Source organism: Streptomyces sp. 3214.6, assembly GCF_900129855.1.
Taxonomy (GTDB): domain Bacteria; phylum Actinomycetota; class Actinomycetes; order Streptomycetales; family Streptomycetaceae; genus Streptomyces; species Streptomyces soliscabiei.
Window position 1 is genome coordinate 4,120,097 of record NZ_LT670819.1, and the last position, 15,006, is coordinate 4,135,102.

Annotated in this window: 9 protein-coding genes and 2 pseudogenes; 9 read left to right on the plus strand and 2 right to left on the minus strand. The window is 72.2% G+C overall.

From position 1 onward, the window contains the following. The first annotated feature begins 207 nt into the window (after positions 1-207). Positions 208-1,287, plus strand: a complete 1,080-nt coding sequence (locus B5557_RS18340) for a glycoside hydrolase family 26 protein (RefSeq protein WP_173877842.1) — start codon at positions 208-210, stop codon at positions 1,285-1,287. Here the strand turns inward: B5557_RS18340 and B5557_RS18345 are convergent. Both B5557_RS18345 and B5557_RS18350 read right to left on the minus strand, forming a co-directional pair. Then, complete coding sequence (locus tag B5557_RS18345; protein ID WP_107472604.1) at positions 1,208-3,733, minus strand: lipopolysaccharide biosynthesis protein; 2,526 nt, start codon at positions 3,731-3,733, stop codon at positions 1,208-1,210. The two genes, B5557_RS18340 and B5557_RS18345, sit on opposite strands and share 80 nt — an antisense overlap. After that, positions 3,675-4,910 carry a DegT/DnrJ/EryC1/StrS family aminotransferase gene (locus B5557_RS18350; protein WP_079660489.1) on the minus strand — a complete coding sequence of 412 codons (1,236 nt, stop codon included), beginning with the start codon at positions 4,908-4,910 and terminating at the stop codon, positions 3,675-3,677. The genes B5557_RS18345 and B5557_RS18350 overlap by 59 nt, the downstream gene beginning before the upstream one ends. A gap of 301 nt (positions 4,911-5,211) precedes the next feature. On the opposite strand from B5557_RS18350, the gene fahA reads away from it, so the two are divergent. The 8 genes and pseudogenes from fahA to B5557_RS18390 all read left to right on the plus strand — a co-directional run bounded on the left by fahA (position 5,212) and on the right by B5557_RS18390 (position 14,997). Continuing rightward, positions 5,212-6,435, plus strand: a complete 1,224-nt coding sequence (fahA, locus tag B5557_RS18355; protein WP_079664859.1) for a fumarylacetoacetase — start codon at positions 5,212-5,214, stop codon at positions 6,433-6,435. 319 nt (positions 6,436-6,754) lie between these two features. Beyond that, complete coding sequence (locus B5557_RS18360) at positions 6,755-7,693, plus strand: M56 family metallopeptidase (RefSeq protein WP_079660490.1); 939 nt, start codon at positions 6,755-6,757, stop codon at positions 7,691-7,693. A 164-nt stretch (positions 7,694-7,857) separates the two neighbouring features. Then, positions 7,858-8,647: pseudogene (locus tag B5557_RS18365) on the plus strand (GntR family transcriptional regulator). Between the two features lie 116 nt (positions 8,648-8,763). Next, entirely contained in the window at positions 8,764-8,991 is a 228-nt protein-coding gene (locus B5557_RS18370; RefSeq protein WP_020130156.1) for a 4Fe-4S dicluster domain-containing protein, read from the plus strand. 15 nt (positions 8,992-9,006) lie between these two features. Beyond that, complete coding sequence (locus B5557_RS18375) at positions 9,007-10,347, plus strand: ABC transporter substrate-binding protein (protein WP_079660491.1); 1,341 nt, start codon at positions 9,007-9,009, stop codon at positions 10,345-10,347. Continuing rightward, complete coding sequence (locus B5557_RS18380) at positions 10,344-11,273, plus strand: ABC transporter permease (RefSeq protein WP_079660492.1); 930 nt, start codon at positions 10,344-10,346, stop codon at positions 11,271-11,273. Before B5557_RS18375 ends, B5557_RS18380 begins: the two co-directional genes overlap by 4 nt. Next, positions 11,257-11,766 (plus strand): annotated as a pseudogene (locus B5557_RS46260) (ATP-binding cassette domain-containing protein); the annotation flags it as partial. The gene B5557_RS18380 and the pseudogene B5557_RS46260, both read left to right, overlap by 17 nt. Before the next feature lie 327 nt (positions 11,767-12,093). Beyond that, positions 12,094-14,997 (plus strand): fumarate reductase/succinate dehydrogenase flavoprotein subunit, encoded by a 2,904-nt coding sequence (locus tag B5557_RS18390; RefSeq protein ID WP_079660493.1) that lies wholly within the window; start codon positions 12,094-12,096, stop codon positions 14,995-14,997. Positions 14,998-15,006 lie beyond the last annotated feature (9 nt).

Sequence of the window (15,006 nt, forward strand, 5' to 3'; positions counted from 1 at the left end):
GAAACGGAGGACGCCGCGCGGGTCGCCGCGGGGAGCGGCGCGGGGGGCGGCGCGGGGGGCGGCGCGGGGGGCGGCGCGGGGGGCGGCGCGGGGGGCGGCGCGGGGGATGTCGTAACGAGGGGTATGGGGAGGGGTGTCGGGGGTGTCGTGGGGGGTGGTTCAGGGCGGGGTTTGAGGGGGGACACGGGGGGTGCGAGGCGCGCCTACATGGCCGTGGTGCTGGTGGCGGTGGCCGCGTTGCTCGCCGGGCTCGGCGTCTGGGTCGGCCGCTCCGAGGACTCGGAGTCCGCCGATGACGCCGTGCCCGAGAACGCGGCTTCGGGCGAGCTGCCCACCGGCCCCTGCGCCCCCACCGACGCGCTGATCCCGCCCTGCGGGGCGTGGTGGGGTGCCGCCGTGCCGTACGCCGGGAACGGCTCGCTCAAGGACGCCGTGCTCGGCTTCGAGAAGAGGATCGGCCGCAAGCTGGACCTCGTCTACAACTACCACGACATGTCGGGCACCAAGCTCGACGGCGAGCTGCTCACCCCCGACGAACAGGAACTCGGCAAGGACCGGCTGCTGATGCTGGCCTGGGAGTCCACCGTCTGGACAGAGCCGCACCACGAGAACTGGACGGAGACCCAGCTCGGCTGGAAGAACCTCGCCTCCGGAAAGCTCGACGAGAAGATCCTCGATCCGCAGATCCGGCGCATCAAGGCCTACGGCAAGCGTGTCTTCTTCTCCTTCGACCAGGAGACCGACGCCCGCATCAAGGAAGGCGCCGGCACCCCGAAGGAGTTCATCGCGGCCTACCGCCACCTGCGCGACCGGTTCCGGCAACTGGGCGCCGACAACGTCGTGTGGGTGTGGACCGTCTCCGGCTACCTCGGCAGCGCGGCCGACATGAAGGCGCTCTACCCCGGGGACGAGTACGTCGACTGGATCGCCATGGACCAGTACAACTACTACCAGTGTCATGGCACCACCGACTGGAAGGACTTCCTGCGCAGTCAACGGCCCAGCTACGAGTGGCTGCGCGCGAACATCAGCGACGACAAGCCCGTGATGCTCGCGGAGTTCGCGACCGCCCCCGACGCCGGCGCCCCGCAGCGTCAGCGCGACTGGTACACGCAGATCCCCGCCGCCGTGAAGAAGCTCCCCGAGGTGAAGGCCCTGGTGCACTGGAACCGGCCGACCTCCGAGCAGGCCGCGTGCGATCTGACCGTCAACGAGGGCCCGGGTCTTCAGGGTTACCGCGAGGCGGGGAAGAACGGCTACTTCCACCAGCCCGTGCCGCCGCGCTGACGCCTGTCCGTCGGGTCCGTGTGCCTATCCCTTTCTCACGGAGCGACAGGAAGAGTGCGGCGAGGGCGAGGACGACGAACAGGGGCAGGACTGTGGACGCGAGCTCCTGCCGCCACACCCAGCCGCCCAGCGCCATGAGATAGAGAACCCCCCAGCGCCCCGGCCATGTCAGCCACCGCCCCACACGGGCCAGCAGCAGCCACAGCGGTATGAGGCACAGAACCTGCCCGACCGGCGGTGCCCACCGCAACAGCGGCTCGGGCCCGTCGAGCCCCACCCCGTCGGCGAGGAAGCGGGCCGCGCTCTCGTACAACGCCCCACCGACCGGCGTCGGTTCCCAGCCGAACGCGACAGGTACGGCGTACAGGGCGAGCAGGGCGGACGCCAGCGCCGCCCCCGGCAGCCACGTGTCGCTCGCGGCGCGCAGCGTCACCGAGCCGACGAACACCACCAGCACCAGTCCCCCCGCGACGAGCGCCGTGAGCGGCAGTGCCGCCAGCAGCTGACGCCCGGTCAGCACATTGGCGGACGGCCCGTCGAACCACGGCAGGTCGCGCAGCGCCGCCCAGTAGGCCACGGTGGCCACACCGAGCAGACCCCACAGGGCACCCCCACCCCACCGCTCCCGGCCACGGGCCGACGAAGACCGGGCACCGGCCGACGAGGACCGAGCCGTCACACCCTCCCGGCCGGCCTCCTCCCACTCCTCCAGCCCACCACTCTCCCTACGCCCTTGACTCTCCCCCTGACTCTCGCGCTGGCTCTCCCTACGCCCCTGACTCCCCTTACTGCTCCCCTTGCTCCCCCGACTCCCTTCGCCCCGCTCGCTCTCCGTGTCCCCGTCGGACTCGTGCGGCCGCACGATGAGCGCGAGGGTGTCCGCCTGCAACGCCTCGCGTTCATAGCCGGGTCGCCCTATGAACAGGGTGACCGTGTCCTCGTCGATGCCCTCCCGCTCGTACGCCGCGCGGCGCGCCCAGTTCGTGCCGTACCCGGCGGTGGCGTTCAGCCGCGCCCAGCGAGTGCCGTAGGCCGGGGCGGCGGACCGGTCGGTGGGCAGGCGGTCGTGCCGGCGCAGCGCGGAGCGCAGGCCCACGGCGGAGACGATGGCGATCAGGGTCATGCTGAGCAGCACCGCCCAGCCTGCGCCCGCGATCCCGGCCGGGGCGAACAGCACGGCCGCGCTGCCCAGCACGAGCGTGCACATGGCGCCCTGGAGCGCGGCGAGCACGCCGGTTCGGCCCTGCACCCGCAGCACGCCGATGTACAGCTCCACCACGACCCTGGGCAGCGCGCCTGCGGCCAGCAGCCGCAGCACGGTGGTGCCGTGTTCGGCGTAGTCCTCGTTGAACGGCATCAGGATCTGCGGGGCGAACAACACCAGCACGAGCACCACCGGTACCAGCAGCAACGTCATCCGACGCAGCGCCCCGCGTACTCCGTCGGCGAGACGACGCGGGTCGTGCGAGGCATGCGCGGTGAGGGAGGAGGCCATGTTGATGGCCATGAACTCCATCGTGCCGCCGACGGTGTACGCCACGTAGAAGTAGCCGTTCTCCGCCGCGCTGAAGCGGACGGCGACCATGACCGGCAGCAGGTTGATCATCGCCAGACTGAACAGGGCGCCCAGCGAGTCCCCGGCCAGGAAGCGGCCCATCTCCCGCAGCCCGGGAGGCTCCAGGTCCCGGTCGGCTGCGGCCTGGCGCGGGATCAGCCGGCGGAAGATCAACCAGCCCAGCGGCAGGGTCGAGAACGCGATGGCGACGGCCCAGGACACGAAGATGCCGAGCACCGGCAGCGCGGTCGCGAAGACCACCAGCAGGATCAGCTTGCCGACGGAGAACACCGCGTTGCCGACGGGCACCCACCCCGACCGGCGCAGCCCGGTGAGCACCCCGTCCTGGAGCGTGAGCAGGGCCCACGCCACGCAGGCGACGACGAACGTGGCCCCCGCGGCTGCCGTGCCGAGCGGCGCGTACGTCGCCCCCCACAGGTCGAGGGTGAGCAGGAACACGAACGCGGCGACGGCGACGACCACCGAACTGGCCGCGTACGCCCGCCACACCAGCGAGCCCGTGGCCCGCCCGGCGCGCGGCACGAAGCGGACGACGGCGCCGATCATCGTGGTCGCCGTGACGCTGGCGAGCAGCCGCATCGCCGCGATGGCGGCCGAACCCTGCCCGACGGCCTCCTCCGAGTAGTAGCGGGCTGCCACCAGCCAGAAGCCCAGTCCCAGCACGGCGGATACGCCCGTGCTGAGCATCAGGAAGTAGGCGTTCCTGAACAGGGAGTCGGAGCCGCGGGTGCTGTCGGCCGGCGTCGGGCCGGTCGGCTCCGTTCCGGCTGACGGCGCCGAGGGTTCGGGTACCTGGATTTCCGCCTGCGTCTCAGCCACGGGTCGGCTCCAGCCCTCCCGGCACCTCGGCCGGCCGTACGCCGGAGTCATGGAGCACCTCGACGACCTGCCGGGCCCGCAGCGGATCCACGGGCAGCGCATGCCGGGCGAACCAGCGGGCCCCCGCGGGATCGGGCGACGGGTCGGTGAAGGGGGCACCCGCGTAGTCGTCCAGGGGCGGGTCATAGAGATACCCCACGACGATGCCCCGCCCCGCGAGCGCCGCCCTCGCGGCATCCCGGTCGGCGACGAACAAGGGGACCCGGAAAAGGGGTTGGACCCGGTCGGCGCGGGGTGCCGCGGGCTGCGCCCATGGTGTGGACAGCAGCAGTTCGGTGCCCGCCCGGCAGGCGGCCAGCACCTCGTCCAGGCGGTCGAGCCCGCGGCCGATGCGGCCCGTCCTCAGCGGTCCTGAACGCAGCCGGTAGTCGTGCATGTCGACACGGATCCAGGAGTCGTGCGCGGCGAGGTCCGGCGCCGTGTCGACAGCGCGGGCCAGCTCGGCCGGGCGCAGCGGCATCCGGATCTCCTCCCGTTCCATCAGCCCGAGCAGCCGCATCGTGGCCCAGGCGGCCCGCCGCAGCCGCAGCCCGCGTACGGTCGCCTCCGCGTACGGTCGGGCGGTGTAGGCGAGTTCCGCCGTGAACCGCGCCGGCAGCAGCAGGTCCTCGCAGGTCTTCTCCAGGGCCTCGCGCAGCCCCGGGTCGGCACAGGTCAGGAAACCGCCGGCCTTGGCGCCGACGTGCTTGGACAGGCTGAAAACGGAGGCGTCGCCCCAGGCCCCGACGGGTCGCCCGCCCACTTCGCTGCCTATCGCGTGGGCCGCGTCCTCGAACAACGGGATGCCCAGCGCGTCGCACTTCTCCCGCAGGCGCACGCTGTCGTCCGGGTTGCCGTACAGATTCGTCGTGAGCACGCCGGACAGTGAGCGCCACACCTCGTCGGGCACGCCATCGACGTCGATCGACGCGTCCAGTGGGTTCAACGGCGCCTGCACCGGCCTGAGTCCGGCCGCGAGCAGGACGAAGAAGATCACGTCGTCGTTGACCGGTGACATCAGCACGCGTCCGCCGGGCGGGCACCAGTGGCGCAAGGCCACGAACAGCCCGAATCTGCACGACGGCACGTACACGCATTCCCGGCCGAGTCTGCCGCGCATGGTCGCTTCCAGCCGTTTCGGCCGTGAGCCACGCCGCACCGACCCGAGGCCGGCCTCCCCTATGGCCATTCGCCCCCCAGGTGTGCCAGGCGAAGGCCCCCTCCCCGAGGCCTTCCAGCACCCGCTCAGAGTGTCCCCTTTCGCACCGCTCCGTCAAGATTGCGGACCCGCCCATGGGCGACATTCGGTAAGCGACCGGATGCACAGCGCTGTCGGCCGATGCGCCTCGCCGGTCCCGCCCCCGTGTCACGTCCCTGAGGTCGGCCGTAACGTGTGGCGCGGCTCGGCGCAACCGCGCGACACCCTCTCGGAGTCCGGCGAGCACGACATGGCGAGCACCAAAGAGCGCACGAAAGTGAGGCAGAACCCGATGCCCCCCTTCGACCTTCCCGAGGGCGATCCCTTCGGCCCGCACAACCTCCCCTACGGCGTGTTCTCCCTTGCGGGCTCCGCGGAGCGGTCCGTCGGCGTCCGGCTCGGCGACCACGTCCTCGACGCCGGTGCGGCGGCGCGCGCGCTCGGCTCGCCGCACGCCGGCCTGCTCGCGGCGCCGACCCTCGATCCGCTGCTGGCGGCGGGCCGTACGACCTGGTCGCAGGTGCGACGCGCGCTGACGGAGTGGGTGACCGAACCCGCCCACCGCCCCACCGTCGAACCGCTCTTCCACCCCCTCTCCGCGGTGACCCTGCACCTCCCCTTCGACGTCGCCGACTACGTCGACTTCTACTCCTCCGAGCACCACGCCCGGAACGCGGGAGCGATCTTCCGCCCGGACGCGGGGGACGTCCTGCTGCCCAACTGGAAGCACCTGCCGATCGGCTACCACGGCCGCGCCGGGACGGTCGTGGTCTCCGGCACCGATGTCGTCCGCCCCTCGGGCCAGCGCAAGGCTCCTGCCGATCCGGCCCCCGTCTTCGGGCCGTCCGTGCGGCTCGACATCGAGGCCGAGGTCGGATTCGTGGTGGGCGTGCCCTCGCCCCAGGGCAGCCCCGTCGCGCTGACCGACTTCCGCGAGCACGTCTTCGGTCTGTGCCTGCTCAACGACTGGTCGGCCCGCGACCTCCAGGCCTGGGAGTACGTCCCCCTCGGCCCGTTCCTCGCCAAGTCGTTCGCCACGTCGGTGTCGGCCTGGATCACTCCGCTGGAGGCCTTGGACGACGCGCGGGTCTCGCCCCCGGAGCGCACCCACCCCCTGCTGCCCTACCTGGACGACTCGGCCTCCGAACCCGCCGGCTACGACCTGCGTATCTCCGTCGCGCTCAACGGTCACGTCATCTCCGGTCCGCCGTTCTCCACCATGTACTGGACGGCCGCCCAGCAACTCGCCCACCTCACCGTCAACGGCGCCTCGCTGCGCACCGGCGACCTGTACGGCTCCGGCACGGTCAGCGGCCCGAAGCCGAACGAGCGCGGCTCCCTCCTCGAACTGACCTGGAACGGCCGTGACCCGCTCGAACTCCCCGACGGCAAGCGGACGTTCCTGGAGGACGGCGACGTGGTGACGCTGTCGGCGTGGGCTCCCGGTCCCGGCGGAGCACGGGTGGGACTGGGAGAGGTGAGCGGGCGGGTGGTCGCCGGGCGAAGCGACGGCTGACGAGACCCGTGACACAGCCGACGCCGGGGCCGGCGATGGGACGCGGGACGGGATCGGCGACAGGGCAGGTGACAGGACAGACGACAAGGCAGGTGGCAGGGCCAGGAACGAGGCACGGGTCGAGGCCGGGCAGCCCGGGCTGAATCGGGGCTTCGTCGTGGGCTGACTCGCGGAGCAACCGCCGTCATACTGGCGGCGGGCGCGGTCCTCGCGCCGAGCCCGCCGCCCGTGGCAGGCCGCACGCACGCGGGTACGCGGTACGCACCCCGCGCGCACGTGGCGCACACCCCCGTCCCGACCAGGATCCGGAGCCCATGGCATGACCCTCTGCCTGCTCCTGCTGAGCGTCGTCGCGCTGACGGCCGCCGTGCCGGCGCCGCGCGCGCTCACCCGTTCCACATGGCCCGAGCGGGAGCCTGTGGTCGGGTTGTGGGTGTGGCAGTGCCTGGTCGCCACGGTCCTGCTGTGCTGCCTGACAGCACTGGTGCTGGGCGTCGCGGCCGTGTTCCACACGGTCCGCGCGCGTGTCTTCGCCCCCGCACCGCCTGCGGTCACCGAGGCGTACGACCTCTCCGCCGCCCCGCTGTGGGCCGTGGCCCTGACCTTGTTGCTGGCCTGCGGGGCCGCCTGGACCACCGCGATGCTGACCCGCGAGCTCGTCGAGGCGCGCCGACGCCGCGGCCAGGCCAGGGCGCACCTGCGTGAGCGCGCCCCGGACCTGCCGGCGGGCCTGCCGTCCGCCCGCGGCCCGCTGCTCGTCCTGGAGGACGAGTACCCGGACGCCTGGTGGATGCCCGGCAGTCCACCCCAGTTGATCGTGACGACGGGCGCCCTGCACCGCCTCACCTCCCACCAGTTGGACGCCGTCCTCACCCACGAACGCGGCCATGCCCGCGCCCACCACGACTGGCTGCTCCACCTCTCGACCGCCCTAGCCACCGGATTCCCCCGCATTCCGTTGTTCTCCCATTTCTGCGACCAGACCCACCGCCTGGTCGAACTAGCCGCCGACGACACGGCGTCGCGCCGCTGCGGCCACCTGACCACCGCGCTGGCCCTGATCGAGCTGAACCAACACCGGGGCGTCCTGTCCTGCGCCTCCAGTCACCGTCTCCTGGGCGAGCGGGTCGACCGGCTGCTCCAGCCGCCCCCGCGCCTGCTCCGCAGACACCGGGCGCTGACGACGACGGTGGCCTCGCTGGTCCCCCTGCTGCCCCTGCTGATCACGTTCGCCCCGGGGCTGACGGCGTTGTCCTGACCTGGCAGAGCGCGACAGGGCACTCGACCGGGCAGATCCCGACCTGGCAGATCTTGCTCAAGATCCGCCCGTTTTCCCTGGTCAGTGCCTTACCTGATGGCCCCGCAGGTGGCGCAACACTCCGGCAACACCGCCTTTCCTACCGACTCGCTATGGTTCGAAACATGGCACCCACCGACCGCATCCGTGACCACGCCGGGCAGGGCGCGACCACCGTCGCCGCCCACCGCGCGCGTCGTCGGCTGCGTGCGGACCAGGGCCCGTCAGCTCGCCGACCTCCTGCGCCGTCAGCTGCTCACCGGCGGCTTCCCGGCCGGCACGCTCCCTCACGAGTCGACCCTCGCGACCGACTACCGAGCCTCCCGCAACACCGTCCGCCAGGCTCTCGACCTGCTGCGGGCGGAGGGCCTGGTGGAACGCCTGCCCGGCGTCGGCACGGTCGTCGTGGCACACAAGTACCCGCACGGCCTGGACCGCCTGATGGGACTCGCGGAGACCCTGCACGAGCACGGCCACGTCACCAACGAGGTCCGCACGATGGGCCCGGTCGCCGCGCCCGCCCCGGTGGCCGACCGTCTCCACGTCCCGCCCGGCACCGACGTCCTCTACATCGAACGTCTGCGCCGCCTGGGTGGGCTCCCCCTCTCTCTCGACCTCACCTACATCCCGCTCGACATCGGCACCGCCCTGCTCGGCGCCGACCTGGAGAACACCGATGTCTTCCGCCTCCTGGAGGCCCTCACCGGGCAGCGCCTCGGCCACGCCGAGATCACCCTGGAGGCCGTGACCTCGGACGCCCACTCCGCCGCCGTACTGGAGGCACCGCGTGGCGCGGCCGTCCTGATGCTCGAACGCCTTACCCACCTCGCCGACGGCCGTCCGGTGGACCTGGAGTTCATCCGCTTCCGCGGAGACCGCATCTCGATGAGCGGCCTGCTGCACCGCTCCGTCTGACACCTCCCTGTTTTCCGCAGTTCGCGCTCTCACCCCTTCATCGTTCGGCAGAGCCTCATCGGTTCACGGCCGCGCGGGATTTCTCAGAATTTCTCGGGACTTTTCTGGAGACAGCCATGACCTTGGCGCCCCAGCGGGCCGACGTGCCCGTGACCATCGACGAGTCGAAGTGCATCGACGGCTGCACCCTCTGTGTGGACATGTGCCCGCTGGACTCCCTCGCCATCGACGAGAGCAACGGCAAGGCCTACATGCACGTCGACGAGTGCTGGTACTGCGGCCCCTGCGCGGCCCGCTGTCCCACCGGAGCCGTCACGGTCAACATGCCCTACCTGCTCCGGTGAAAGGCCCGAACCTCCATGAAACCCCAAGCAGTCGCCGTGTCCGCCACCCTCCTTCTGCTCCCCCTCACCGGCTGCGGCAGCGCCGAGGCCGGTAGTGGCTCCACGGTCACCGTCACCGTCGGCTACCAGTCCAAGACCATCAACACGGTCACCGCGGGAACCCTGCTGCGCTCCCTCGGCTACTTCGAGAAGCAGCTGAACGCCCTGCACGACGGCCACACCTACAGGGTGGACTGGCAGGACTACGCCACCGGCGCCCCCATCACCGCGCAGATGACCGCAGGGAAGATCGACATCGGCTCGATGGGCGACTTCCCGCTCCTCATCAACGCGGCCCGCGGCAAACAGCTCGGCAAGCCGACCCACCTGGTCTCGGTCACCGGCTACAACCTCCGCGGCGGCCTCAACACCATCGTCACCGCGCCCGACTCCAAGCTGACCTCAGTGAAGGACCTCAAGGGCAAGAAGGTCTCCACGAGCGTGGGCTCCGCCGCCGACGGCACCCTCGTGCGGGCCCTGCAGCGCGCCGGTATCGACCCCGGCAAGGGCATCGAGAAACTCAACCAGCAGCCGGCCGTGGGCGCCTCCGCGCTCTCCGCGGGCAGCGCGGACGCGCTCTCTCAGTTCGTCGCCTGGCCCGGCCTGCTCGCCTACCAGGGCAAGGCGAAGGCCCTCTACGACGGCGCCCAGTTGGACCTGCCCACCTTCCACGGCGTCACCGCCCGTGAGGACTTCACGAAGAAGCGCCCGGCCGTCCTGGAGGCGTTCCTGAAGGCGCAGTCGGAAGCCACCGACTACCTCGACGCGCACCCGGTGGACGCCGCCGAGAAGGTCGCCGAGGCCACTGGCCTGCCCGCCGAGGTCGTCTACCTCTACAACGGCGCCCACGGCATCGCCACCTTCGACCCGGCCGTCAAGCCCCAGCTCGTCTCGGCCCTCAAGGAGGACGTGTCGATCCTGAAGGCGGCCAAACTGACCGGGGACGTCGACGTGGACGCGTTCGTCGACGACCAGTACGTGAAGAAGGCGCTCGGCGCGTCGTACGCCAGGCAACTCGCCGCGACGCCGGCACCCGCCACGAGCGAGGTCTGGCCGAAGGGCGCCACGCAGACCCGTCCTTTCAAGACGCCCGCCGAGCTGCTGGCCTACGTGGCCGCGCACCGCGACGGCATCCGCGCCGCCTACGTCCCCGACGCCACCACCGGCACGCTCTGGTTCGCCGACAGGGCGGTGTGGGTGGCCGACGGCACGACACTGCTGCCGTTCGTCGCCCCGGCCACCGCGCAGGCCTACGTCGACGCCCACGGCGGCGCCCGCGTCGTCACGTACGCCGACGCGCTGGGGCGGGCGTCATGACCCCGAATGCGACCCGGTATGCGACCCGGTATGCGGCTCGGTATGCGACTCGGTATGCGCTGCGGTTGGCCTCCGTGGCGGCCGCCCTTGGCCTGTGGCAGCTCCTGACCAGCCTGAACGTCGATCTGTGGCTGCGTTTCTCGCAGTTCCCCACGGTCGCCGACGTGGCCCGCGCCTTCGCCGACCGGCTGACCGGCGACGACTACTGGACCGACCTCACCGACAGCCTCACCCGCATTGTCACCGGCTTCCTCCTGGCCGCCGTCCTGGGCGTGGCAACCGGCGTGCTCGTGGCCCGCTCGCGGCTCGCCGAGGACCTGCTGGGACCGGTCCTCGAGATCGTCCGCCCGATCCCCGCGATCGCCCTGGTCCCCGTGGCGATCCTGCTCTTTCCTTCCAACGAACAGGGCATCGTCTTCATCACCTTCGCCGCCGCGTTCTTCCCCGTCCTGGTCTCCACCCGGCACGCGGTCCGCGCGCTGGCCCCCGGCTGGGAGGAGGCGGTGCGCACCATGGGCGGGGGCCGGTGGCGGATCCTCCGCTCGGTCGTGCTGCCGGGTGCGCTGCCCGGCATCTTCGGCGGACTGTCGGTCGGCATCGGCGTGTCGTGGATCTGTGTGATCTCCGCCGAGATGATCTCCGGCCAGTACGGCGTCGGCTACCGCACCTGGCAGGACTACACGGTCCTCGACTATCCGGGCGTGTTCGTCGGCATGGTCACGATCGGCGTGCTCGGCTGGGCCACCTCCACGGCCGTGGAGCTCCTCGGCCGCCGCCTGACCCGCTGGCTCCCCCGTACGTCGTACGTCCCCGCAGGTCGGCCCCGGCCGGCAACCCGCCGGTCCGCCGCCCCGGCACCGGCTGCCGGCATCGCCGTCGCCACCGGAAACGAGCCCGAGGAGGTGCGCGATGAGCACCTCGTCTGAGACCCGCGAGACCACCGGCACGGCGACCGGCGCACCCGCTGCGGCCATCGCCGGTGCAGCCGCTGGTGCGGCCGTGCGCGGAACCCGGCTCACGCTCCGCGCGGCGGGCCTCGGCCGTCCGGACGCCGCCGCCCTGGCCGACGTCGACCTGGACGTCCCGCCGGGTGAGATCCTCACGGTCGTCGGCCCCTCGGGCTGCGGCAAGTCGACGCTGCTGCGCACACTGGCCGGGCTGCTGCCCGCGCTTGCCGGTGACGTGGAACAGGACGGCCGGCCCATCGGCGGCCCGGCCGCGGACCGTGCGCTGGTCTTCCAGGAGGACGCCCTGCTTCCCTGGCGCACCCTGCTGGCCAACGTGGAACTGCCGCTCGCCATCCAGGGCCTGCCGCGTGCGCGACGCAGGAAGCAGGCCGAGCGCTGGCTCGAACGGGTGGGACTCGCCGACCGGGCCCGGCAGTTGCCGCATCGCGTCTCCGGCGGCCAACGCCAGCGGGCACAACTGGCCCGTGCGCTCGCCGCAGGCCCACGCGCCGTCCTCATGGACGAACCCTTCGGCGCACTGGACGCCCAGACCCGTGCCGGCATGCAGGACCTGCTGGTGGAGGTGCTGCACGGCACCGGGGCGACCGTCGTCTTCGTCACCCACGACGTGGACGAGGCCCTGTTCCTCGGCGACCGCGTGGCCCTCCTGGGCGCAGGCCGCCTTCCTCGCCGTACGGGACGTGCCTCGCCCGCGCGATCGTGCCGCCCACGACGACCCCGCGCGCGTGGCTCTGCGGCGCGACGTCCTGACCTCACTGAGCATCTGAAAGGCACCCCGGTGGACACGGACACCCCCCTGCAGATCCCCGCGCTCGCCGACGCCGAGGAGCTGACCTGCGACGTCCTCGTCATCGGCGGCGGCACCGCCGGGATCATGGCGGCCCTGACCGCCGCCGAGCGCGGCGCGGACGTGCTGCTCCTGGAGAAGGCCCACGTCCGCCACTCCGGCGCACTCGCGATGGGCATGGACGGCGTCAACAACGCGGTCATCCCCGGGCGCGCCGAGCCCGACGACTACGTCGCCGAGATCACCCGCGCCAACGACGGCATCGTCGACCAGTCCACCGTCCGCCAGACCGCCACCCGCGGCTTCGCCATGGTGCAGCGCCTGGAGTCGTACGGCGTGAAGTTCGAGAAGGACGAGCACGGTGACTACGCCGTCCGCCAGGTGCACCGGTCGGGGTCCTACGTCCTGCCCATGCCCGAGGGCAAGGACGTCAAGAAGGTCCTCTACCGGCAGTTGCGGCGGCGCGAGATGCGGGAGCGGATCCGCATCGAGAACCGGGTGATGCCCGTGCGCGTACTGACCTCGCCCGAGGACGGGCGCGCCATCGGGGCGGTCGGCTTCAACACCCGCACAGGGCAGTTCGTCACCGTCCGCGCGGGCGGGGTCGTCCTCGCGACCGGCGCCTGCGGCCGCCTCGGCCTGCCCGCCTCCGGCTACCTGTACGGCACGTACGAGAACCCGACCAACGCGGGTGACGGCTACGCCATGGCCTACCACGCGGGCGCCGAGCTCACCGGTATCGAGTGCTTCCAGATCAACCCGCTGATCAAGGACTACAACGGCCCCGCCTGCGCGTATGTCGCCAACCCGTTCGGCGGCTACCAGGTCAACCGGCACGGCGAACGCTTCGTCGACTCCGACTACTGGTCGGGCCAGATGATGGCCGAGTTCGCGGCGGAGGTCGCGAGCGACCGGGGCCCGGTGTATCTGAAGCTGAGCCACCTGCCCGAGGAGTCGATCTCGGCCCTGGAGTCGATCCTGCACTCCACTGAGCGCCCGACCCGGGGCACCTTCCACTCCGGGCGCGGCCACGACTACCGCACCCACGACATCGAGATGCACATCTCGGAGATCGGCCTGTGCGGCGGCCATTCCGCCTCGGGTGTACGGGTCGACGAGCACGCCCGCACGACCGTCCCCCGTCTGTACGCCGCCGGCGACCTGGCCTGTGTCCCGCACAACTACATGATCGGCGCGTTCGTCTTCGGCGACCTCGCCGGCGCGGACGCGGCCCGGTTCAAGGCCTACGACGGTGAGCTTCCCGTTGACCAGCTGCGCGAGGCGCACGAGCTGATCTACCGCCCGCTGCGCAACCCGGAGGGCCCGCCGCAGCCCCAGGTCGAGTACAAACTGCGCCGCTTCGTGAACGACTACGTGGCGCCGCCGAAGTCGGGCGCTCGGCTGTCGCTGGCCCTGGAGGCCTTCGAGCGGATGCGGGGCGACATCGCCGACATGGGTGCCCGCACCGCGCACGAGCTCATGCGGTGCGCCGAGGTCACCTTCATCCGCGACTGCGCGGAGATGGCCGCGCGCGCCTCTCTGGCCCGCACGGAGTCCCGCTGGGGCCTCTACCACGATCGTCTCGACCATCCTCTCCGCGACGACGCTTCCTGGTTCCACCACCTTGACCTGCACAAGTCCCCCTCTGGTGCCATGGAGTTCACGGCCCGGCCCGTGGCTCCCTATCTGGTTCCGGTCGACGAGTTCACCCCCGTCGGCGGCCCTTCCCGGCATCTCGGCGAGGTCCACCCCGAGGGGGTGTCCACGGCCGGCTCACGGGACACGGCACCCGTCGCCGCCGGAGCCGAAACAGCCGCCGCGGGGGCGACCGATCCTTCGGCGACCTCGACGCCTGCGCCCGAATCCGCCCCCGAGCCCGCTCCCGCGTCTGCTGTCGGCAGCGACCCCGGTCAGGCCTCCTCCCGTCGGTCTTCCTCCCGTCTTCTCGAACTCGTCGCCCTCGCCGAAGCAGAGCCCGAACTCGCTGCTCTTGTCCCTTACTTGACCGACCCGGTGCCCGCCGTCCGGCGCGAGGCCGTCGCCGTGCTCACCGAGACCGTGCCGCCGGGCACCGGCCCCGCCCTCGCCGAGGCGCTGCGCGACCCCGCCGCAGAGGTACGGGCGGCGGCCGCCGCCTCACTGCGGGAGCTCGTCGAGACCCTGCCGCCGGAACCCGCCCTGCGCGACGGCCTCGCCGCCGCCCTGACCGAGTCCGACCCCGTTGTCCGCGCGGCGGCCCTGGACGTGCTGCGCGCCCTGCGCCTCGGGGACGCCGCCCTGTTCGCGAGCGCTCTCACCGACGCCGACATCGCCGTCCGGATCGAGGCCGTCCGCGCCCTGGTCTCCGTCGACGCCGCCGACGAACTGGCCCGCGCGGCGACCGCCGACCCCTCCCGAGAGGTCCGCGTCACCATCGCCAAGTCCCTGGCCACGGTGGCGGCCGGCCGTCTCCACGACCCCTCACCGGCGGCCGTCGGCCCCGCCGACAGCCCCCACTCCGGCCTCGACGTCGGCCTCGCTCCCGAGCCTGATGCCGTGCTCGCGGCCCTCGTCGGGCTCGTCGACGATCCCGACGCTTTGGTACGTGCCGCCGCCTACGGAGCGTTGGGCACCACGGGCTGCCCGGCGCCGCTCGCCGCCCGGGCCGTGACCGCCCTCGCCGACCCGGCCTGGCAGGTCCGCGCCGGGGCCGCCACAGCACTGGGCGTGGCCCACGCGGACACGGCCGTCCCCGTCCTCGCCAAGACCCTGGCCGATCCGAACGCCGACGTCCGCAAGGCCGCCGTCCTGGCCCTGACCCGGCACCGTGCCTCGGAGGCCGCCCGCGCGGCCCTGGCCACGGCGACGACGGACTCGGACGCGGACGTCAGGGCGTACGCGACCCGCGCCCTCTGAGGAGCCTGT